The sequence below is a fragment of the Alienimonas sp. DA493 genome (assembly GCF_043951915.1).
Lineage (GTDB): Bacteria > Planctomycetota > Planctomycetia > Planctomycetales > Planctomycetaceae > Alienimonas.
In genome coordinates this window covers 17,842-39,068 of sequence record NZ_JBINJD010000032.1, presented here as the reverse complement: position 1 = coordinate 39,068, position 21,227 = coordinate 17,842, and the positions used below count along the sequence as shown (strand labels likewise).

The window sequence follows — 21,227 nt, the reverse complement described above, 5'->3', positions numbered from 1 at the left end:
GCCGACGGCGTGGAGTCGTTCGGCGACAGCACCGGCCGCGTCGCCGGGCTCGACGCCTGATCGGATCAAGCGCCTGATCGCCGACCGCCCCGGGCCGCCGGGGCGGTCGGTCAGGGTTCGACGGGAGTCGGCGACTGCGCCCGCACGACGGCCGTCGGCAAGTCGGCCAAGGCGTCGTAGCGTTCGACGCGCGTCTCCGGCCCATGCAGGTCCACGGGCCGGCCGACATGTTTGGCGACTTCGGCTTCCAGCTTCTCCAGCGACGTCGGATCGTCGGGCAGCGGCACGCGGACGAGGCCGGTGTCCGGATCCACCCCCTGCCCGTCCGCCGCGTAGCCCGGCGGGAGGAACAGGGCTCCGCTGGCGTAGTCGACTATGAACGCCAGTACGCCGGGCACCACGAACAGCAGACAGCCGATGCCGTTCAGTACGCAGACGGCGGTGTCCAGCCGCCCCGTCCGCGGTTGGCCGACCCGCTCCGGATGCAGCAGGGTGCCGCAGGAGATCGACGTCAGCGGCAGCGCCAGGGCCGCCAGTTCCGCGACGAATCGCCGCCGGGAGACGCGCTTCCAGACCGGGACCATGACCTGCTCCGTCCGTGAGGGCGCGGGAGGCTAGGCCAAGCGTTACGGACCGGCAAGGCGGACTGTCCGGGGGCGAATCGGTCCGGCGGCGTCACGGCAGGCGGGTGCTGCCCATCAGGAAGCGGTCGCACTCGCGGGCGGCTTCGCGGCCCTCGGCGATCGCCCAGACGACGAGGCTCTGCCCGCGACGGCAGTCGCCGGAGGCGAACACGCCGGGGACGTTCGTCGCGTACTTGCCGAACTCCGCCTTGAAGTTGCCGCGGGGGTCGAACTCGACGCCCAGCTGCTCCGCGGGGGTCGGCTCCGGACCGCCGAAGCCGAGGGCCAGCAGGGCGAGGTCGCACTCGATCGTGAACTCGCTGTTCTCCACGACCGTGAAGGGCGCCCCGCCCGGCTGCGGCTTCGACCAGTCCACCCGACAGGCCCGCACGCCGGAGAGGTTGCCGGCGTCGTCCTTGAGGAACTCCAGCGTCTGGACCTCGTACTCACGCGGGTCGCGGCCGTTCTTCTTGAAGCGGAACCGCGGGTCGTGCTCGTAGTCCATCTTCGCCGCGGCCTCCTCGTGGCCGTAGTCGGTGCGATAGACCATCGGCCACTGCGGCCAGGGGTTGTTCGCCGGGCGCTCCTTCGGCGGGGTGGCGACGATTTCGAAGGTGACGACGCTGTCGCAGCCCTGCCGCAGGCTGGTGCCGATGCAGTCGGTGCCGGTGTCGCCGCCGCCGATCACGAGGACCTTCTTCCCCTCGGCGGAGATGTAGTCCGGCGGGTTGCCGCCGAGCACCTTCTGGGTGTTCGGCCGCAGGAAGTCCATGGCGAAGTGGATGCCCTTGGCATCGCGGCCGGGCGTCTTGGCGAAGAAGTCGTTCGGCTTGGTGGCGCCGGTGCAGAGCACGACGGCGTCGAAATTCTTCTTCAGTTCGTCGGCGGAGATGTCCTTGCCGATGGCGCAGTTCACGACGAACTCCACGCCCTCGGCCTTCATCTGCTCGACCCGGCGGGCGACGAGCTTCTTGTCCAGCTTCATGTTGGGGATCCCGTAGGTCAGCAGGCCGCCGACGCGGTCGTCCCGCTCGTAGACCGTGACCTTGTGGCCGACGCTGTTGAGCTGCTGGGCGGCGGCGAGGCCGGCCGGGCCGCTGCCGACGACGGCCACGGTCTTGCCGGTGCGGGCCTCCGGCGGGTCGGGTTTCACCCAGCCCTCTTCCCAACCGCGGTCGGCGATCGAGACCTCGATGTTCTTGATCGTGACCGGCGGGGAGGTGATCCCCAGCACGCAGGAGCCCTCACAGGGCGCCGGGCAAACGCGGCCGGTGAACTCCGGGAAGTTGTTCGTCTTGTGCAGGCGGTCGAGGGCCTCCTTCCACTTGCCACGGTAGACGAGGTCGTTCCACTCCGGGATGAGGTTGTGCAGCGGACAGCCGGCGGCCATCCGGTTCATCACGTCGCCGGTGTGGCAGAACGGGACGCCGCAGTCCATGCAGCGGGCGCCTTGGGACCGCAGGTCCTCCTCCGACATGTGCTCGTGGAACTCGTTCCAGTCGAGGATGCGGAGCAGCGGGTCGCGGTCGGCCGGGACGGCCCGGTTGATCGTCTTGAAGCCGGTGGGGTTGCCCATGGGGAGCGGCGGGGTGGAGGTGTGCGAGGCGGGTGGGGGCGGGCGCCCCGGACGCACGGCGGCGTCCGGGGCTCCGGGGCGCGGGTTTCGTCAGGCGGAGAGCGTCGGGGTGACGGTCTCGCCGGCGGACGCCGCGGCCATCCCGGCCTCGTCGCCCTCGGACGCCAGCTCGGCCAGCGCCCGGCGGTAATCGACCGGCATCACCTTGCGGAACTGCGTCCGGGTCCGGTCCCAATCCTTCAGAATCTCGGCGCCGCGGGCGCTGTCGGTCAGGGCGACGTGCCGCTCGATCAGAGCCATCAGCTCCTCGGCGTCGGCGCCCTCGACCGGCTCGAACTCCACCGTGGCGAGGTTCGTGCGGGCCAGCAGTTTCTCTTCGGGGTCGAAGACGTAGGCGATGCCGCCGCTCATGCCGGCGGCGAAGTTCCGGCCGGTCTCCCCGAGGATTACCGCCCGGCCGCCGGTCATGTACTCGCAGCCGTGATCGCCGCAGCCCTCGACGACGGCGTTGGCGCCGCTGTTGCGGACGCAGAACCGCTCGGCGGCGACGCCGCGGGCGTACAGCTCCCCGCTGGTCGCCCCGTACAGGGCGACGTTGCCGAGGATCATGTTCTCCGCCGGGTCGAAGCCGCAGTTCGCGGGCGGCCGCAGGACGATCCGGCCTCCGGACAGGCCCTTGCCGACGTAGTCGTTGGCGTCGCCGGTAATCTCGATCGTCACCCCGTGCGCCAGCCAGGCGCCGAGGCTCTGCCCGGCGGAGCCGGTGCAGTGGATCTTGATCGTGTCGTCCGGCAGCCCCTTCGCCCCGTGGGCTTTGGAGACTTCGTGCGAGAGCATCGTGCCGAAGGCCCGGTCGATGTTTTCGATCTGGTACTTCAGCTCGACCGGCGTGCCGTCCTGGATCGCCGGGGCGGCGTCCTTGATGAGCTGCTTGTCCTTCACCTGATCCAGTTCGTGGTTCTGGTCCACGGTGCAGAACGTGCCGGCGTTCTGATAGTCGCTGGTCGCCTTCCGCAGGATCGGGGACAGGTCGAGGTGGGCGGCCTTGGGGTGCCCGCTCGGCAGGTTCGCTTCGAGCAGGTCGGCCCGGCCGCACATCTCGTCGATCGTGCGGAGGCCCAGCGACGCCATGATCTCCCGGCACTCCTCGGCGACGGCGAACAGGTAGTTCACCACGTGCTCCGGCTGGCCGCGGAACATCTTCCGCAACTGCGGGTCCTGGGTCGCGATCCCGACGGGACACGTGTTGAGGTGGCACTTCCGCATCATGATGCAGCCCAGCGTGATCAGCGGGGCGGTGCTGAAGCCGAACTCCTCGGCGCCCAGCAGGCAGGCCACGGCCACGTCGCGGCCGGTCTTGAGCTGACCGTCCGTCTGCAGCCGCACGCGATCGCGGAGGCCGTTCATCACGAGGGTCTGGTGGGTCTCGGCGATGCCCAGCTCCCACGGCAGACCGGCGTGCTTGATGCTGGTCAGCGGGCTGGCGCCGGTGCCGCCGCTGGCCCCGGAGACGAGGATGTTGTCCGCGTGCCCCTTGGCGACGCCCGCGGCGACGGTGCCCACGCCGACCTCGGACACCAGCTTCACGCTGATGCGGGCGCCCGGGTTGGCGTTCTTCAGGTCGAAGATGAGCTGCGACAGGTCCTCGATCGAGTAGATATCGTGGTGGGGCGGCGGGGAGATCAGGCCCACGCCCGGCGTGCTGTGCCGGACGGAGGCGATGATCTTGTCCACTTTGTGGCCGGGCAGCTCGCCGCCCTCGCCGGGCTTGGCCCCCTGCGAGATCTTGATCTGAATTTCGTCGGCGTTGGTGAGGTACCAGCTCGTCACGCCGAACCGGCCGCTGGCGACCTGCTTGATCGCGGAGCGCTTGGTGTCGCCGTTGGGCATCGGGTTGAACCGTTCCGGGTTCTCGCCGCCCTCGCCGGTGTTCGACTTCCCGCCGAGGCGGTTCATCGCCACGGCGAGCGTCTCGTGAGCTTCGGCGGAGATGCTGCCGTAGCTCATGGCGCCGGTGCAGAACCGCTTGACAATCTCGCTGGCCGGCTCGACCCATTCCAGGTCGATCGGCTCCCGCTCCTCCGTCTTGAACCGCACCAGACCGCGGAGGTTGCAGTCGCGGGCCACGCGCTCGTTCACCATCGCGGCGAACTGCTTGTAGGCGTCCTTGTCGCCGGTGCGGGCGGCGTTCTGCACCGCGGCGATCGTCTGCGGGGTCCAGGCGTGCTTTTCGCCCTCGGCCCGCCAGGCGTAGGTGCCGGGGTTCGGGAGGTCGACCGGGTCGTACTCGTCCCCGCGGGTCGCCTTCTCCGACGGGTAGCCGAGGTCGTGCCGCTGCACCGCGTCCAGCGCGAGGCGGTCGAAGCCGATGCCCTTGATGCGGCTCGGCGTGCCGGTGAAGCAGCGGTCGATGACGTCCTTGCCGAGGCCCAGCGCCTCGAAGATCTGGGCGCCCTTGTAGCTCTGCAGGGTGCTGATGCCCATCTTGGCGAAGACCTTCAGCATCCCCTTCCCCACGCCCTTGCGGTAGGCGGCGACGATCTCCTCGTCGGTCCAGGGCTTGCCGCTGGACTCGTGCGGGGAGAGCGAGCCGCTGTCGCGGGCCTGACGGATCGCGGCGAAGGCGAGGTACGGGTTGATCGCATCCGCCCCGTAGCCGACCAGTGTGCAGAAGTGGTGCACCTCGCGGGTCTCGCCGCTTTCGAGGATCAGCCCCAGCTTGGTGCGGCTTTCGGTCCGCACAAGGTGCTGGTGCACCGCCCCCGCCGCCAGCAGGGCCGGCACGGCGACGCGGTCCGGCCCGGCGGCCCGGTCGGTGAGGATCAGCAGGGCCTGACCGGCCTCGATGGCGGCGTCGGCCTCGGCGCAGAGAGCGTCCAGCGTCTCGTTCAGCAGACGCTCGGCCTCCTGCGGGTCCTCCGGTTTGGCGAAGGTGAAGTCCGCCACCCGCGACGACCAGCCGCGGTGCGGCGCGTCGGCGAGGCCCTTCAGCGAGGCCATCTGCTCGTCGGTCAGCACCGGGTGCGGCAACCGCAGGCGGTGGCACTGCTCCGGCGTGGTGTTCAGCAGGTTGCCCTCGGGCCCGACAAAGCACTCCAGGCTCATCACGATCTCCTCCCGGATGGAGTCGATCGCAGGGTTCGTCACCTGGGCGAACAACTGCTTGAAGTAGTCCGGCACCAGGCGGGGCTGCTCCGAGAGGCAGGCCAGCGCGGCGTCGTCGCCCATCGAGCCGATCGGGTCCTTCTTCGCCCGGATCAGCGGGAGCAGCATGAACCGCAGCGTCTCCTCGCTGTAGCCGAAGCTCCGCAGGCGCTTGAGCAGCGCCTCGCCCTCACGGGGGGCGGGCGGGGCCGCGGCGGGCAGTTCGCCCAGTTCAAGCCGCTGCTCGCGGAGCCACTCGCCGTAGGGACGCTTCTCGGCGGCCTTCTGCTTCAGTTCCTTGTCCGGCACGATCCGCCCCTCGTCGAAGTTGACGAGGAACATGCGGCCCGGCTTGAGGCGTCCCTTCTCCTTGACGTTCTCCGGGGCGACGTCCAGCACGCCGACCTCCGACGCCATCACGACGCGGTCGTCGTGGGTGACGTAGTAGCGGCTGGGCCGCAGGCCGTTCCGGTCCAGCACGGCGCCGATGACGTGGCCGTCAGTGAACGACACGCTCGCCGGGCCGTCCCACGGCTCCATCAGGGCGCTGTGGTACTCGTAGAAGGCCCGCTTCTCCTCGGGCATCTGCTGGTGGTTCTGCCACGCCTCGGGGATCATCAGCATGATCGCCTCCTGCGGGCTGCGGCCGCTGCGGAGCAGCAATTCGAGGCAGTTGTCGAAGTTCCCGCTGTCGGAGAGGTGCTCCTCGCAGATCGGGAAGGAGTCCGACAGCTTGCCGTCGAAGAATTCGCTCTCGAGCTGCCCCTGCCGGGCGGCCATCCAGTTGCGGTTGCCGCGGAGGGTGTTGATCTCGCCGTTGTGGGCGATGTTCCGCAGCGGCTGGGCGCGGTCCCAGCTGGGGAAGGTGTTCGTGCTGAACCGGCTGTGCACCATCGCCAGGTGCGTGGTGTAGTCCTCCGCGGACAGGTCCGGGTACATCGGCATGACCTGCGCCGGGGTCAGCATGCCTTTGTAGACGATCGTGCGGGCGTTAAGGCTGCACACGTAGAACAGCAGCGCCTCCGGCATCCGGCTCTCCTCCCGCACCATGCGGGAGGCGCTTTTGCGGATGAGGAACAGGGCCCGGTCGAAGGCGCCCTCGTCGAGGGAGCCGTCCTTCACGACGTTCTCGCCCGCCCCGACGAACACCTGCTCGATGTGCGGCATGCAGGCCCGGGCGGAGGGGCCGACGTCGGCGCCGTCCGGGTCGATCGGCAGCTCCCGCCAGCCGAGCAGCGTCTGGCCGTAGACTGCGATCCGGTCCTCCAGCGTCTTCTTCGCCCGCTCCCGCTGCTTGGCGTCGCGGGGCAGGAAGACGTTGCCGGCGGCGTAGCGGCCCGGCTCCGGCAGCGTGATGCCCTCATCCCCGGCGACCCGGGCGAGGAACTCGTGCGGCAGGGCCGTCAGCATGCCGGCGCCGTCGCCGGTGTTCTCCTCGCACCCGCAGGCGCCGCGGTGCGTCATGTGACGCAGGATGCGGTCGGCGTCGGTGACGATGCCGTGGGAGCGCTGGCCCTTGATGTTCGCGACGAAGCCGACGCCGCAGCTGTCGTGCTCCAGCGCCGGGTCGTACAGACCCTGCCGCTCCGGGAAGCGGCCTTCCTGGTGCCGGAGGGGGAACTGGGTCATCGAGGGAGCGTTCATGGGGAGAATCCGACGAAAGAATCGGAAGGTGATCGGAAAGACGGGGGCGGCCGGCGGGCCGGTCCCCGGGCGGGGCGGCGACGGGCGGCGGACGCGAACGGGGGGGGCCGGGGTCGGCTATCCGGCGACGGCGACTTCAGCGTCCCGCTCCGCCGTGCGTTTGGAGCGGGCGGCGGGCGGATCGGCCGTCATAGTTCGGCCGGACTCCCCATTTCCTGGGGCTGTCTGATCCGCCGAGGTTTCCAGTAGCAGATCGCAAAACGCTTTGGCGGCGGCGCTCAGCGGTCTCCGTCGCCGCCGCACGATGCCCAGCGGGCGGATCCAGTCCACCCCCTCCAACGTCGCCGTCGCCAGGGTGCCGAGGCTGACCTCGCGACGGACCGTCGGCTCGGGCACCAGCGCCACGCCGGCCCCGGCCTCGACGGCCCGCTTGACGGTTTCCAGGTTGTCGAACTCGTAGCTGATCTCGGGGTCCACCCCGACGCTCTTCAGCCAGCGGTCCGACTGCCGCCGCAACCTCAGCCGCGTTTGCAGGGCGACCAGCGGTTCCCCCGCCAATCGCGACGGTTTGACCGAACCGCCGGCGGCGAACGGGTGGTCGGTGCGGACGGCCAGCACGATCGGCTCGCGCTGCCAGGGGATATTCTCGAAGCTGCCGCCGTCCCGCGGGAAGGAGACGAGGCCCAACTCCGCCTCGTCGCTGCCGACGGCGTCGTACACGTCGTCCGGGTGGCCGTATTCCAGGCGGAGGGCCACGTCCGGATACAGCCGGGCGAACTCCTCCACCGTCGGGGCCTGCAGCAGCCCGACGGAGTAGATGCTCGAGACGCACAGCCGTCCGCTGACGCGGCCGGCGGCGCCCTTCACCCGGTCTTCCAGTTCCCGAAAGCCGTCCAACAGATCGCGGCAGCCCTCCAGCAACACCCGGCCGGGCTCCGTGAGGCAGCACGGCCGCGTCGAGCGGTCGAGCAGTTTCACGCCCAGCCGCTTCTCAAGGTTCCCCACCGTCTGGGAAACCGCCGGCTGGGACATATTCAGCACCTCCGCCGCCCGGGAGAAACTCCGCCGGGAGGCGACCTCACGAAAGATTTCGGCCTCTCGAATGAGCACGGGGGTGCGGAACGGGGGCGGGGACGGGAGAAAGATCGGCGTTAGGTTATGTCGCCAGGCGCGCAGTATCGAGTCCGGCGACGGGCAGCGTAGGGGGCCTCCCCCTTGCAATCAACCGCGCCGCCGTCTCGGCGGTGATCCGCCGCATCCGGCGGCCGCTCCGGGACCGTTTCACCCGCCCCACCCTCCCGATCGGAGGCGACATGCCCGCCGTGCCGCGGCGCCTTGTCGCGGGGGCGAACGGGGTTCAGCGGAGGACGACCCCGCCGCCGCTCAGACCGCCACCGGACGGAGCAACCGGCGAATTCGACCTTCTCACAGACGCAGCGAGCCACGGAACGGCGGCGGGGGCGTGCGTCCTGTTCGGCGGGGGGCGTTCCGGGGAGTCTGGGGGCGATGCCGCCGCCCGCCCGCCTCGCCGCCCGCCTCGCCGCTCGTGCGGAGTTCGACGCGACCGTGGCCTGGGCGCTGGGAATTCGATTCTGGCAGCTGGCCGCGGCGCCGATCACCGCCCTGCTGATCGCCGGCCGGTTTTCGGAGACGGAGCAGGACTACTACTACACGATCGCCGGGCTGCTGGGCCTCGACGCCCTCTGTCGGCTGGGGCTGGGCGAGGTGCTCGTCGCCCTCACGGCTCACGCCTACGCGGATGACGGGACCGGCGCCTCCGGACGAAGGCTGGCCGGGTTGGCACGGTTTGCCGGCCGCTGGGCGGCCCTGAGCGCGGCGGCGTTCGCGGTCGGCGTGGGGGCCTTCGGGGCGTGGAATCTGTCAGGGAACGCCGCCGGGGCCGGGGTGACGGTCGGATGGGCGGGGCCGTGGTGGACGGCGGCGGCGTGCACGGCCGGTTCGGTCGCCGTCGCCCCGGCGTTGGCCGTGCTGCTCGGCTGCGGGCGCGTCGGACCGGTGACGAAGACGCAAACGCTCGCCGCCGTCGCCGGGAACCTCGGCGCCTGGGCGCTGATGCTGTTCGGCGGTTCGCTGTGGGCGGTCGCGGCGGCCTGTGCGGGGCGGCTGCTGGTCGAGGCGGCGTTGATCGCCCGGTCGTGGCCGTTCCTGCGCGCGCTCGCCGGCGGCGACGGGGCGACGTTTCGCTGGCGGACCGATGTCTGGCCGATGCAGTGGCGGGCCGCCGTGCAGAGCTCCGTCGCGGCGGCGGCCGCCGCCGGGCTGACCCTCGTACTCTTTCGTCACCGCGACGAACTCGGAGCCGGCGAGGCGGGCCGGCTGGGGATGAGTTGGTCCGCCGCGCTGGCCCTCCAGTACGGCGGGACGGCGTGGTTGAACACCCGGGCCCCGCGGCTGGGGGCGCTGGCCGCGAGGGGGGACCGCTCCGGGTTCGACCGGCTGTTCGCCCGGACCTTCTTCGCCAGTTGGGCCGCGGTCGCCGCGGGGGCGGTCGCGGGGACGGCGTTGGTGTGGGGGTTGAACGTCTGGGGCGTGGCGCTGGCGGAACGGCTCCTGTCGCCGACGGCGTTCGGGGCGCTGGTCGCCGGCAGCGTCGCCCTCCACGTGCCGCTCAGCCTGGCGACCTACCTGCGGGCGTGGCGGGCGGAGGCGTTCGTTCTGCCCGCCGTTGCGATATGGGGTGCGGTGGGCGGGGCGACGTGGACGCTCGGCCCGCGGTACGGGGCCGCGGGCGTGGCGTGGGGCTTCCTCGGCGCGGTCGCGCTCGTCGGCGTGCCGCTGTACGCCCTGCGGTGGCGGTCGGTCGCCCGCCGGTTGTCGGAGGCTGCGACGCCCGCAGATCCCGCCCGCCCATCAGGGAGCGGTGATGCAAAGCAGTCGTCCGACGTCGCGGAGGCGGGCGGCTGACCAGGCGGCGGGCTTATACTGCTCCCCGCTCGCCCAACCCGCTCCGCGATTCCGTCGCCGACATGCCCGAACATCGTTGCGCCCCGCTCGCCGCCCTCGTCGGAGGGGCGTTCCTCCTGACGGCCGGCGCCGCCCCGCTGCGGGCCGAGGAACTTGCCGAACCGGCCGTCGTCCGCTCCCCGATCGTCACCGCCGCGACGCCCGGGCAGAGCGCGGCCCTCTCCCTCGACCTGGACGGGGCCGAGCGGTTGGCGCTGGTCGTGACCGACGGCGGCGACGGTTACACCGCGGACTGGGCCGTGTGGGTGGACCCCGTCCTCACCGGCCCGGCGGGCACGCTGAAGTTGACCGACTTGAAGTGGAAGTCCGCCCAACAGGGTTGGGGCAAGACCGCCGTCGGCTTCGACGCCAACGGCGAAGCCCTGACGGTGGACGGCCAGCCCGTCGAGGGCATCGGCACGCACGCCGACAGCCGCATCGTGTTCGAACTGCCGGAGGGCTACACGACCTTCACCGCCACCGGGGCCCTGGAGGACGGCGGGACCGACCAGTTCGGCGGAACGGCCAGCAGCGTGCAGTTCGTCGTCTACGCCGGCGGGGAGGAACTGGACGACGCGACCGCGGACCCGACCCGCTCCCCGGCAGCGGAACTGCAGAACCTCTCCGTGGCCGACGACCTCGCCGTCGATCTGTTCGCCGCGGAACCGCTGCTGCTTTCGCCCAGCAACATCGACGTCGACGCCCACGGCCGCGTCTGGGTCTGCGAAGTCGTCAACTACCGCCACTTCCGCAACAAGGACAACCCGGCCCGCGAGGCCGGCGACCGCATCCTGGTGCTGGAGGACACCGACGGCGACGGCGAACTCGACGAGAAAACCGTCTTCTACCAGGACCCGGAGATCGACAGCGCCCACGGCGTCTGCGTGCTGGGCGACACGGTGATCGTCTCCGCCGGCGAGAACATCCTCAAATTCCGCGATGCCGACGGCGACCTGCGGGCTGACGAGGGCAGCCGCGAGGTGTTGTTCACCGGGATCGGCGGCGTGCAGCACGACCACGGGGTGCACAGCGTCCTGTTCGGCCCGGACGGCAAGCTGTACTTCAACTTCGGCAACGAGGGGAAACAGCTCCGGCGACCGGACGGCTCCCCGGTGGTGGACCTCGCCGGCAACGAGGTGACGGCCAATCGCCAGCCGTATCAGGAGGGCATGGCCTTCCGCTGCGACCTCGACGGGTCGAACGTGGAAACGCTCGGCTGGAATTTTCGGAACAACTGGGAGCTGGCCGTCGACAGCTTCGGCCGCGTCTGGCAGAGCGACAACGACGACGACGGCAACGCCGCCACCCGGTTGAACCTTGTCATCCCCGGCGGCAACTACGGCTACAAGGATGAGCTCACCGGCGCCGGATGGCGAGAAGAACGGGTGGGGATGTCGGAAAAGATCCCCCTCCGCCACTGGCACCTGAACGATCCCGGCGTAATGCCGAACCTGTACCAGAGCGGCGCCGGCAGTCCGACCGGCATCGCCGTCTACGAAGGCGACTTGCTGCCGGAGAGGTACCGCGGCGCCCTGCTCCACTGCGACGCCGGCCCCAACGCCGTGCGGGCCTACTTCCTGGAGCCGGACGGGGCCGGCTTCACCGCGGAGCAGAAGGACCTGCTCACCGGGGAGCGGGACCGCTGGTTCCGCCCCTCCGACGTGACCGTCGCCCCGGACGGCAGCCTGATCGTCGCCGACTGGTACGACCCCGGCGTCGGCGGCCACCGGATGGAAGACATCTCCCGCGGCCGCCTGTTCCGCCTGCGGCCGGCCGGTTCGGAGAAGCGCTACACGGCGCCGGAGCTCGATCTCTCCACGCCGGAGGGGGCGTTAGCGGCGTTGAACAGCCCGAACCTCGACGCCCGCTATCAAGGCTATCAGGCGTTGTCCGAGGGAACGGCCGGTTCTGCCGAAGCGCTGCTGAGTCAGTTCGAAAGCACCACGACGCCTGCCCCGCTCCGAGCGAGAGCGATGTGGGCGCTCGCCGCCCTTCGGGATCCTCTGTCCGTCGCCGATCTAGCGTTAGGGACCGACGACCCCCGGCTTCGTGCGGCTGGGCTGCGACTCCTGCGCCAGTCCACCGATCCGCAGTCCGCCGACGGCGCGAGGGCCCGCTTGGAGCGGATCGCGGAGGGGTTGTACGGGGAGACGCGATTCGATTCTCCAGCCCTGCTCCGAGAAGCCGCGATCTCCCTGCGGAACGTGCCTGCCGATGCGGAAGGCGGCGGGCTGACGGCGGCCGACGCCTGGGCCGCGGTGGCTTGGGAATACATCCCCGGCGATCGCTGGCTGCTCGAGTCGCTGGGACTTGCCGCGGACGGGAAGTGGGACGCCTGTCTCGAAGCGTACCTCGCGCCGTCTTACGGACGGTTGGACGCGAACGGTCAACCGAAACTCGGCAAACGATTCCACGAGGACGCACAGGCGCGGGATATCGTGTGGCGGAGCCGAGCGGAACGGACGCCGACGCTGTTGGCCGATCTCGCCGTAAACGACCGGCACGTGCCCTTGGAGGAGGTCCCCCGCTATCTGCGTGCGTTCGATTTCCAGCCCGACACGGACCTGAAACGCCGGCGGCTCGCGCAAATCGCCTTCTCAGACGATCTCCCGGAGGACCGGGCGACGCTCGTGCGACTCGCGGCTCTGCTCCGCCTCAAAGACGCGGGCGGCGCGGATGACGAACGGATTCAGAACGGCATCGCCCGGGTGCTGGACGAGGTGCGGGGGACGGAGCGGTTCGTCGAACTGCTGCGGACCTTCCGCATCCCGGGCCGCGCCGACGACCTGCTGGAACTGGCCGGGACGAAACCGACCGAGACCGCCGGCGTCGACGCCGCGGGCCTGCTGATCGAACGCGGGGCGTGGAAAGACGTCAGCCGCGTGGTTTGGGGCGAGAACCGCGAACTGGCCGAGGGCGTGCTGTCGGCCCTCGGCCGCACCCACCGCGGGGACGCGGTGAAGTTCCTCACCGCGGTGATGGACGACGAAAACCTGGACGTCGGCCGCCGGAAGGCCGCCGCGGCCGGGCTGGCCCAGATCGGCGAGGGGGCCCGGCTGCTGTTGGAGCGGGCCGAGGCCGGCGAGTTGGCGGAGGAGCTCCGCCAGACCGTCGCCGCCACGCTGCACGCTTCGACCTACCACCGCCTCGGCGATCGCGTGGCGAGAGTCTTCCCGCCGCCGCCGGGACGGGAGAAGCCTCTGCCGTCGCTCGCGGAGCTGACGGAGGCCCGCGGCGACGTGGCGAACGGCAAGCTCGTCTATATGACGACGGGCACCTGCTCGAAGTGCCACGTGGTGAAGGGCGTCGGGCGAGAGGTCGGCCCGGACCTGACGGAGATCGGCGACAAGCTCAGCCGGCAGGCCCTGTTCACCTCAATCCTCTACCCCTCCGCCGGCGTCAGCCACAACTACGAGACGCACACCGTGCTCACCGAGGACGGCAGCGTGTTCAACGGGCTGCTGGTCAGCGAGACGGACGAGGAATTGCGGATCAAGGACCAGGAGGGCATCGAACGCACGTTCTCCAAGGACGCCCTGCTGGAGCACGGGGTCCAGGACGTCTCGCTGATGCCCGCCGACATTCAGAAACTGATGACCGAGCAGGAACTGGTCGATTTGGTCGAGTTTCTCACCACCCTCAAGAAATGACCGGCGGTTCAGCCCGGCGGGGAGCGTGAACGGAGGAGGCGCCGGGGACGGCCCGAACCCGGGCGGACGGGCCCGGCGGCGGGCGTCGGAGAATCGGCGGCGGCGAATGTTTCGGGAGCGATGCAAGCGGAACTTTCCGCCGAACCCGTCTCCGATGGCCGGACCGCTTCAAGAGGGCCGAACGGCGCCGCCGATCCATCCGTCACCCCGGACCCGCATCCGGGGGGCGAGGCGATCGGATCGCCCCGCACCTCAATCAACCCCAGCGCCCCCACCTCCCCCCCCGGCCCACCGGGTGAAGCCGAACTCGCCGACGCGGCCGTCCCCTCACCCGGGGACGGGTCGCCGGCCGTTCCGGCGGAACTCGACCCGGGGTTTCGCCGGCCGACCGCGTCCCCCGCAATCTGTCCCGCAGAACGCGGGCGGGCGGGGCGGTTCGTCGGGCCGGGGACGGAGACGGCGCGGGACCAACTTCCCAGGGAAGGACCCTTCGAATGACTCTGCTCCGTTGTTTCGGTGCGGCGCTCGCGCTCGGCATGGCCGCCACGGCCCAGGCCGGCATCTTCAGCCACGGCTGCCAGAAGAGCTGCGACTGCACCTCCGCCTGCCAGCCCGAGTGCTGCGCCCCCGCCGTCGGCACCACCTGTGCCGCCCCCTCCAGCTACGGCTGCCTCGGCGGCAAGCCGGCCTGCTGTGACTCCAGCTGCGCCCCGGCCAGCTGCTGTGCCCCGAGCGGCTGCGTCGCCGACGCCGGTTGCGCCGCCCCCTGCGGCGACGCCTACGGCAGCGCCTGCGGCAACGCCTGCGTCGACCCCGGCTGTGCCGCCCCGTGTGCGACCGACTGCTGCGTCGATCCCGGCTGTGCCGCCCCCTGCGGCGACGCCTGCGGGAACGGCTGCTGCCCCGAGCCCGGTTGCGCCGCCCCGTGTGCCAGCGATTGCTGTGACGGCGGCTCCTGCTTCAGCCGTAAGGGCGGCCTGCTGAGCAAGCTGTTCAACTGCGGCAAGAGCGACTGCTGCGAGACCGACTGCTGCCCGACCAACACCTGTGCCGCCCCCTGTGCGACCGATTGCTGCGACGGCGGTTCCTGCTTCAGCCGTAAGGGCGGCCTGCTGAGCAAGCTGTTCAACTGCGGCAAGGACGACTGCTGCGACACCGGCTGCTGCGAGGCCAACTGCTGTGCCACGAGCTGCGGCACCGTCGCTTCCCCGGTGAACTACGGCGTCGCCCCGGCTCCGGCCGCCGGCCGTGCCGTGGTCGCCCCGGCCGCCCCGGCCCCGGCTCCGGCCGCCGCTCCGGCCCCGGCCGCCACCCCGGCCCCGGCCGTTCAGGAAGCCGCTCCGCAGGCCCCGGCCGCCGAGAAGGCCTACGAGGCCGAGCCGGCCCCGCCGACCGACCCGGAAGCCTACTTCCCCAGCCGCTTCCGTCGTCAGACCAGCCGCCCGGTGCACCGCCCCGCCGGCAACCTGTACGGCATGGCTCGCTGAACCCTGACGCCTGAAGGACGGCTCGTCCGTCCTCCACGTCACGGCCCGACGGCCCCGCTTCCCGCTTGGGAGGCGGGGCCGTTTCTCGTGCGCCGCCCGGCCGCATCCGTTGCGCTCTGGCCCGACCCGAGAAGTCCCGCGGCGGCGAACCGCCGTTGACCGAAAGACGCCCTGACCGCTAGCACCGCCCGGCTTCGGACCGCCCCCGATCGCCGGGCTTCCCCGCTGAACCTGTCCCGTCCCAGCCCGCCGAGCGCCGCCACGGCGGCGACCCTGATCGTCCTCGCCGGGGCGATCGGCCTGGGGGCGTACGCCGTGTCGGCGGCCCTGCCGACCGTCCGCCCCCCCGCCGAGCGGTTGACGGAGGCGCTCAATACGCTGGACGCCCACCCGCCGCCGCTCGACCCGACGGACGGCGAGGAGGCGGAGGACGTGGTCGCCCGCGCCCGGGCCGCGGCGTTGGCGTTGCCGCTGATCGAGCCGGAAGCGAAAGGCGTCACGCCCGGTCCGCCGCCGATCCTGCCGCACGTGCCCGGCGCCGCCGCCTACGTCGTCGGGTTGGAAGCGTTCGGCCGCGCCACGGAGTCCCGCGGCGACTACGCCACCGCGGCGGCCTATCTGGTGCGGGCGCAGCGGGAGGGGGTGCCCCCGCCCCGCCGCCGCACGCTGCTGATCGCCGGGGGCCTCAGCCTGCTGCGGGCGGGGCGGCCGGCGATGGCCTTCGAGCGCTTCGCGCAGGCGTTGCGGGAAGAGTACGGGGCGCAGGCCGCCGGCGCGGTGCCGCTCTGGCAGGGGCTGGTGGACAGCGCCGTCCGTGACGGGCGGCCGGACACGTTGGACGAAGCGGCCGCCCGCCTCGCCGCGGTGAAGGCGCCGACCGACCCGGACTCCCACGCCGCCCTGCTGCGGGCCCGCGGCCGGCTCGCCATCGAACGCAACGATCCCGCGACGGCCTCCGCCGCGTTGGCGGGGCTGCAACAGCTCGGCGCCCGCGGGGGCGATCTGGCGGTGCGGCTGGCGCTGTTGATGGACGATATGGCCTCCGCCCGGGCCGCGTTGCCTCCGGTGCCCCGGTTCCCGCTGCCGGACGATTTGCACACCCTCTACATGCACGGGCGGGTCGAGGAGGCGTCCGGCGACCGCCTGTTGGCCCTGGAACGCTACCGGGCCGCCGCCGAGCTCGCCCCGCGGTCCGCGGACGGGCTGTCGGCGCGGTTGGCGGCGGCCCGGCTGCTCACCGCCGCCGGTCGGTTCGAGGAAGCCTCCGAGGCCCTCGCCCTCGCGGTGGAGCACGGGGCCGACGCGGCCGAGGGGCTCGCGGGCGATCTGCGGGCGGAGTTGCGGCAGGCGTGCGAACAGGCGGTGCGGACCGCCGCCGCCGATCCGCGGGCGGTGGACCACTGCGTGTCGCTCTGCGAGACAGTCGAATCGGCGATGGGGGCGCCGCTGGCTCGGCGATTGAAGGCCGAGGTGCTGGACGCCGCCGCCGAGACCGACGACGGCCGGGCGTTGGCGGCCGGCGAGGCGTTCGCCGCGTGGGCGGCCGTCGAGCCGGACCGCGACCGCCGCCGCTTCGCCCGGCTCGCCGCCGTCCGTCACCTGCGGCAGGCGGGGCGACCGGACGCGGCGCTGGCGGAACTCGATCGGATCACGATGCGGGGCGACCGCGACCCGGGCGGCTTGCGGTTGGAACGGGCGAGGCTCCTGCTGGACCTCGGCCGGGCCGCCGAGGCCCGCTCCGCGGCGGAGTCGCTCGTGCAGGATCTCCCCTCGGACCCCGCGGCGCCGGTCGCCCGTGTGTTGATCGGGGCTGCGGCGCTGGAGGCCGGAAAACCGGAGGACGCGATCGCCGCCTGGACCGCGGTGCTCACCGACACCGAGCTGACGCCCGCGGCGGCGGAGTGGCGGGAGAGCCTGTTCGCCCGGGCGGAACTGACCGCCGGTCGGGCGCTCGCCGCCGTCCCCCCGATCGCCGCGCCGGACGCCCGGGAGGGGGACGCCGCCGACGCGGCCCTCTCCCACGCCGTCAATCTGCTGGGCGAGTGCCTCGCCCGTTACCCGGACGAGCCCGCCGCCGTGCCGGCCCGCCTGGCGCGGGCCCGGTGCCGCCTCGCCCGCTGGCAGCGCCTGGACGCGGCCCCCGTTCCCGTCGACGCCCTCAATCTGAAGCGCCGGAAGGAGCGGGCCGCCGCGGAGTTGACCGCGGCGCTGGAGGACTTCCGCACCGTCGAACGTCGCGTTCGGGACGGGTCGGCGGACGCGGCGCCGACCCCGGCGGAGGTGACGCGGCTGCGGCTCGCCCGGCTGGGGGCCGCGGAGTGTCTCACCCGGCTGGGCCGCATCGAAGCGGGCGGCGTGGCCGTCGCGGCGGCGGTGGACCGGGACCCGCTAAACCCTCGCAGCGCCGCCGCCCTGCTCGATCTTGCCGCCGCCCGCCGGGCCGCGGGGGACGAAGTCGGCGGACGACTCGCCGCGGAGCAGGCGCGGCTGACGATCGCCCGCCTGCCCGACGCCGCCCTCGACGCCGACCGATCGCCGCTGAGCCGGGCCGAGTGGAACCGATTGTTCCTGCTCGCCCGGCGGGCCTCCGCCGAGGAGGCCGCCGACGCTCCCGTCCCCGATCCGCCCGCCCGCAACGCCGCCCCGTGACCGCCGCCACCCCCCCCGACTCGCCCGCCGACGTCGCGGACCGTCTGCTCGACCGTCTGGAACGGCTCTCCGCCGTTCAGGCGGAGGCCCTCGCCGCCGGGGACGACGACCGGCTGCTCGCCACGTTGGGCGAGAAGCAGTCCGCCCTCGACGCCGCCGACCTGCCGGCCCTGCTGCGGGCGGCGGGGCCGGACCGGGTCCCGGCGCTGTCGGCCCGCGTCGAGGCGCTGCTGAAGGCGGACGGCGAAGCTCTCGCCCTCGCCGTCGCCCGCCGCGACGAACTCGCGGGCGAACTGTCCGCGCTCGGTGCCGCGTCCGCCGCCCAGGGGGCGTACGGCGGCTCCGGGGGCGCGGCTCCCCCGCCCCGCCGCCTCGACGTCGCCGGCTGACGGCGCCGCCCGCCCCCGCATTCCCCTCCCGTCCTTTTCGTTCCCGCCGATGTTCGACTCCCTGCTGTCCGCCGGTTCGCTGCCGCTGCTCGAACGGCAGGCGGTCTGGGGCGAGGTCCGCCACAACGTGCTGGCGGGGAACCTGGCGAACATCGACACCCCCGGCTACCGGCCGCGGGACCTGGATCCGGTGGCGTTTCAGGAAGCGCTGCGGCAGTCCGTCGCCGCCCGCACGCCCGGCGCCGCCGCGAGCCTCGCCCAGGCTCCGCACGACCCGCTCGCCGGCGGGGTGCCGGACGAACTGCTGACCGCCGTCGACCGGCCCGGCGGGGACCTCGTCTTCCACGACGGCGCCCCCCGCAGCATCGAACGCGAGGCCCTCGCCCTCACCCGCAACGCCATGCAGCGCCAGGCCGCGATCCAGCTGATGGGCGCCCAGATGGCGATGCTCCAGGCCGCCATCACCGAACGGGCGTGATGCGACGGGGGACCGGGGATGTCGGATGGGGATGTAGCTTCTGAGCGACGTCCGCCCACGCCGCAACGCCCCGCCCGCATTCCCGATCCGACATCCACAATCCGATAGTTACTATGTTTCAAGCCTTCGACGTCTCCACCTCGGCCCTCGTCGCGCAGCGGGCGCGGCTGGACGTGATCGCCGGGAACGTGGCGAACGCCCACGCCACCCGCAACGATGCCGGGGAGCCGGAGCCGTTCCGCCGCCGGTTCGTGCAGTTCGCCGCGGCGGAGCTGGGCTCCGGCGACGACGTCGGGGCCGGCACGGGCGCCCGGGCCGCGACCGGGGTCCAATTCGAGGTGAAAACCGACGAGACCACCCCGCCGCGGGCCGTGCACGCCCCCGGCCACCCGGACGCCGGGCCGGACGGGATGCTGATGTTGCCGAACGTGGACCTGACCACGGAGTTCGTGAACGCGGTGGAGGCGGCCCGGGCCTACGAGGCCAACGTGACCGCGGTGGAACTGAGCAAGCAGATCGCCGACCAGAGCCTGAGGATCCTCGGCTGATGAACGCCCTCACCCTCGCCCCGCCGCCGACCTACCCCGGCGTGCCGCTCGCCGGCGGTCCGTCGGCCCCGCCGCCCGCGGTTCCCTCCGCCGGGCCGGACTTCGCGGCGCTGCTGGCGGACGCCGTCAACGGCGTGAACGCCAACGCCCACGCCGCCGACGCCGCCGCGACGCGGGCCGTCCTCGGCGAGGATGTGACGCAGGCGGAGGTCTTCAGCGCCGTCAAAAAGGCCGACCTCTCGCTGCGGATGCTCATCTCCGTGCGGAACAAACTGCTGGAAGGCTGGAAGGAACTGCAGTCGATCCCGGTGTGACGCCGCACGCCCCGCCCCCGCCGGCGGAGGACGCGGATCTGGCGTTCCCTTCGCGCGCCGCTTTGAGCTAGCACCCGGGCTCCCTCCCCGCCCGGCCGTCCGTCCGAAGGCCCGACGAACGCGTGAACAGCCTGTCGGACAGCTTCGAGAAAGCGAAAGCCTTCGCCCGCGATCTGCCGCCCAGCGGGCGGTGGACGCTGATCGGCGTGCCGCTGGCCCTGATGGCCGGGTTCGCCCTGTTGATCTCCGGCAGCGTCGGCACGCGGGACGAGACGCCGGTCTCCTGGGGCAAGGTGTTCGCCTCGAACGAACTCCGCAGCGCGGAGCAGGCCCTTATCGAGGCCGGCCTGACGGACTTCCGCACCCACGGCCAACGCATCTTCGTGCCGACCGCCGAGGTCGACGCCTACAACGCGGCCCTGATGGTCGACGGCCGCCTGCCGGGCGACTCCCTCAGCGAGTTCGAGCGTCAGTTCGACAAGGCCGGCCTGTTCACCTCCCGGGAGCAACTGGCCGAACTGCGAAACATCGCCCTGCGGAAGGAGGTCCGCAAGACGCTCGCGGCGGTGAAGGACATCGAGTCGGCGGACGTGCTCTGGAGCGTCAAGCAGACCGGCGAGTGGCCGCGGCGGGAGAAAAAAACCGCCGCGACCGTCAGCCTGATGCCCCGTCGGGGCGCCACGCTCTCCGCAGAGCGGGTGGCGAGCATCCGCAGCGCCGTCGCCGGCATGGTGCCGGACCTGGCCGAGGAGGACATCACGGTGCTGGACCAATCCACCGGGGCCGCCCACGCCCACGAGGCCGACGGGCCGCTGGACGACGGCGCGCAGGCCGCCCTCGCCGCCCACACCCGCCGCTACCGCGAAACGATCTCCCAGGCGCTCGCCTACATCCCGGGGGCGCTGGTGAACGTGTCCGTCGACCTGGACGCCGTCCGCCGCGAGGTGGAGCGCCGCCAATCCGTGGACGCGAAACAGGCGGTCACGGTTGAGTCGGCGGAGTCGATCCGGAGCCGCTCCTCCAACCAGACGCCCCCGCAGGGAGAGCCGGGCGTGGCGAGCAACCAGCCGGGCAGCGTCTCCGTCGGCGGCCCGCTGACGCAGACCCGCGACGAACAGACGGATTCCAACATGCGGGTGGTGCCGAGTTGGACCACCAGCGAACGGGAACTGCGGGCCGCGATGCCGGAGGCGGTGCGGGTCGCGGTGTCGATCCCCGAGAGCTACCACGAAGCCGTCGCCGCCGGCCGCGGGCTCTCGCCGGGCGAGGACGAGGCGTCGAAGGCGGCGTACGTCCAGGCCGTGGACGCGATCCGCGTCGCCGAGGAGGAGAAGGTGCGGGAACGGGTGGCGACGCTGATCCCCGCCGGCTCCCCGCCGACCGCCGTGCACGTGACCACCGTCACGCCGGTCGCGCCGGACGTGCCGCCGATCGTGGTCCCCTGGACGCAGACGATTGGCGATCTCGTCTCCCGCTGGGGCTCCACCGCCCTGCTGTGCGTCATCGCCGCCGCCGGCCTGCTGGTGCTCCGCCGCGGGATGAAGTTGCCGGAACCCGCCCCGCCGGCGACCTTCGACGAGATCGCCGATCGCACCGCCGTCGCCGGCCGGATCGGCCCCAACGGCAAGGTCGAGGAGGAGGAGGACAAACCGAAGACGCAGCGGGACCGCGTGGCCGAACTCGCCGCCGAAGATCCCGAGGCCGTCGCCGCGGTGCTCAACTCCTGGCTCCGCAACGCTGCCTGACTCTCCCGCAACGCTC

13 protein-coding genes are annotated in these 21,227 nt (G+C 72.2%); 9 read left to right on the top strand and 4 right to left on the bottom strand.

The window, feature by feature from the left end; genetic code table 11:
- Positions 1-110: 110 nt before the first annotated feature.
- The 4 genes from ACG2DA_RS07280 to ACG2DA_RS07265 all read right to left on the bottom strand — a co-directional run bounded on the left by ACG2DA_RS07280 (position 111) and on the right by ACG2DA_RS07265 (position 8,097).
- Positions 111-584, bottom strand: coding sequence for a hypothetical protein (locus ACG2DA_RS07280; RefSeq protein WP_395254858.1), 474 nt, complete (start codon positions 582-584; stop codon positions 111-113).
- Positions 585-675: 91 nt separating this feature from the next.
- Positions 676-2,199 carry a glutamate synthase subunit beta gene (locus ACG2DA_RS07275; RefSeq protein ID WP_395254856.1) on the bottom strand — a complete coding sequence of 508 codons (1,524 nt, stop codon included), beginning with the start codon at positions 2,197-2,199 and terminating at the stop codon, positions 676-678.
- 90 nt (positions 2,200-2,289) lie between these two features.
- Positions 2,290-6,972, bottom strand: coding sequence for a glutamate synthase large subunit (gene gltB / locus ACG2DA_RS07270; RefSeq protein WP_395254859.1), 4,683 nt, complete (start codon positions 6,970-6,972; stop codon positions 2,290-2,292).
- 132 nt (positions 6,973-7,104) lie between these two features.
- A complete protein-coding gene (locus tag ACG2DA_RS07265; protein ID WP_395254854.1) occupies positions 7,105-8,097 on the bottom strand; it encodes a LysR family transcriptional regulator in 993 nt (330 codons plus the stop codon).
- 396 nt (positions 8,098-8,493) lie between these two features.
- Between ACG2DA_RS07265 and ACG2DA_RS07260 the strand changes: the two genes are divergently transcribed.
- The 9 genes from ACG2DA_RS07260 to ACG2DA_RS07220 all read left to right on the top strand — a co-directional run bounded on the left by ACG2DA_RS07260 (position 8,494) and on the right by ACG2DA_RS07220 (position 21,211).
- On the top strand, positions 8,494-9,912 hold the full coding sequence (locus ACG2DA_RS07260) for a hypothetical protein (RefSeq protein WP_395254853.1): 1,419 nt from the start codon (positions 8,494-8,496) through the stop codon (positions 9,910-9,912).
- Positions 9,913-9,974: 62 nt separating this feature from the next.
- Positions 9,975-13,601 carry a PVC-type heme-binding CxxCH protein gene (locus ACG2DA_RS07255; RefSeq protein WP_395254851.1) on the top strand — a complete coding sequence of 1,209 codons (3,627 nt, stop codon included), beginning with the start codon at positions 9,975-9,977 and terminating at the stop codon, positions 13,599-13,601.
- A 494-nt stretch (positions 13,602-14,095) separates the two neighbouring features.
- Entirely contained in the window at positions 14,096-15,088 is a 993-nt protein-coding gene (locus ACG2DA_RS07250; RefSeq protein ID WP_395254850.1) for a hypothetical protein, read from the top strand.
- A gap of 315 nt (positions 15,089-15,403) precedes the next feature.
- Positions 15,404-17,737, top strand: coding sequence for a hypothetical protein (locus ACG2DA_RS07245; protein WP_395254849.1), 2,334 nt, complete (start codon positions 15,404-15,406; stop codon positions 17,735-17,737).
- A complete protein-coding gene (locus ACG2DA_RS07240) occupies positions 17,734-18,126 on the top strand; it encodes a hypothetical protein (protein ID WP_395254847.1) in 393 nt (130 codons plus the stop codon). The genes ACG2DA_RS07245 and ACG2DA_RS07240 overlap by 4 nt, the downstream gene beginning before the upstream one ends.
- Before the next feature lie 49 nt (positions 18,127-18,175).
- Positions 18,176-18,604: a flagellar basal body rod protein FlgB gene (locus ACG2DA_RS07235; protein ID WP_395254845.1), complete on the top strand. Its 429-nt coding sequence runs from the start codon at positions 18,176-18,178 to the stop codon at positions 18,602-18,604.
- 113 nt (positions 18,605-18,717) lie between these two features.
- Positions 18,718-19,152, top strand: a complete 435-nt coding sequence (flgC, locus tag ACG2DA_RS07230) for a flagellar basal body rod protein FlgC (protein WP_395254843.1) — start codon at positions 18,718-18,720, stop codon at positions 19,150-19,152.
- On the top strand, positions 19,152-19,466 hold the full coding sequence (locus ACG2DA_RS07225) for a flagellar hook-basal body complex protein FliE (protein WP_395254841.1): 315 nt from the start codon (positions 19,152-19,154) through the stop codon (positions 19,464-19,466). The genes flgC and ACG2DA_RS07225 overlap by 1 nt, the downstream gene beginning before the upstream one ends.
- A gap of 122 nt (positions 19,467-19,588) precedes the next feature.
- Positions 19,589-21,211, top strand: a complete 1,623-nt coding sequence (locus ACG2DA_RS07220; RefSeq protein ID WP_395254840.1) for a hypothetical protein — start codon at positions 19,589-19,591, stop codon at positions 21,209-21,211.
- Positions 21,212-21,227 lie beyond the last annotated feature (16 nt).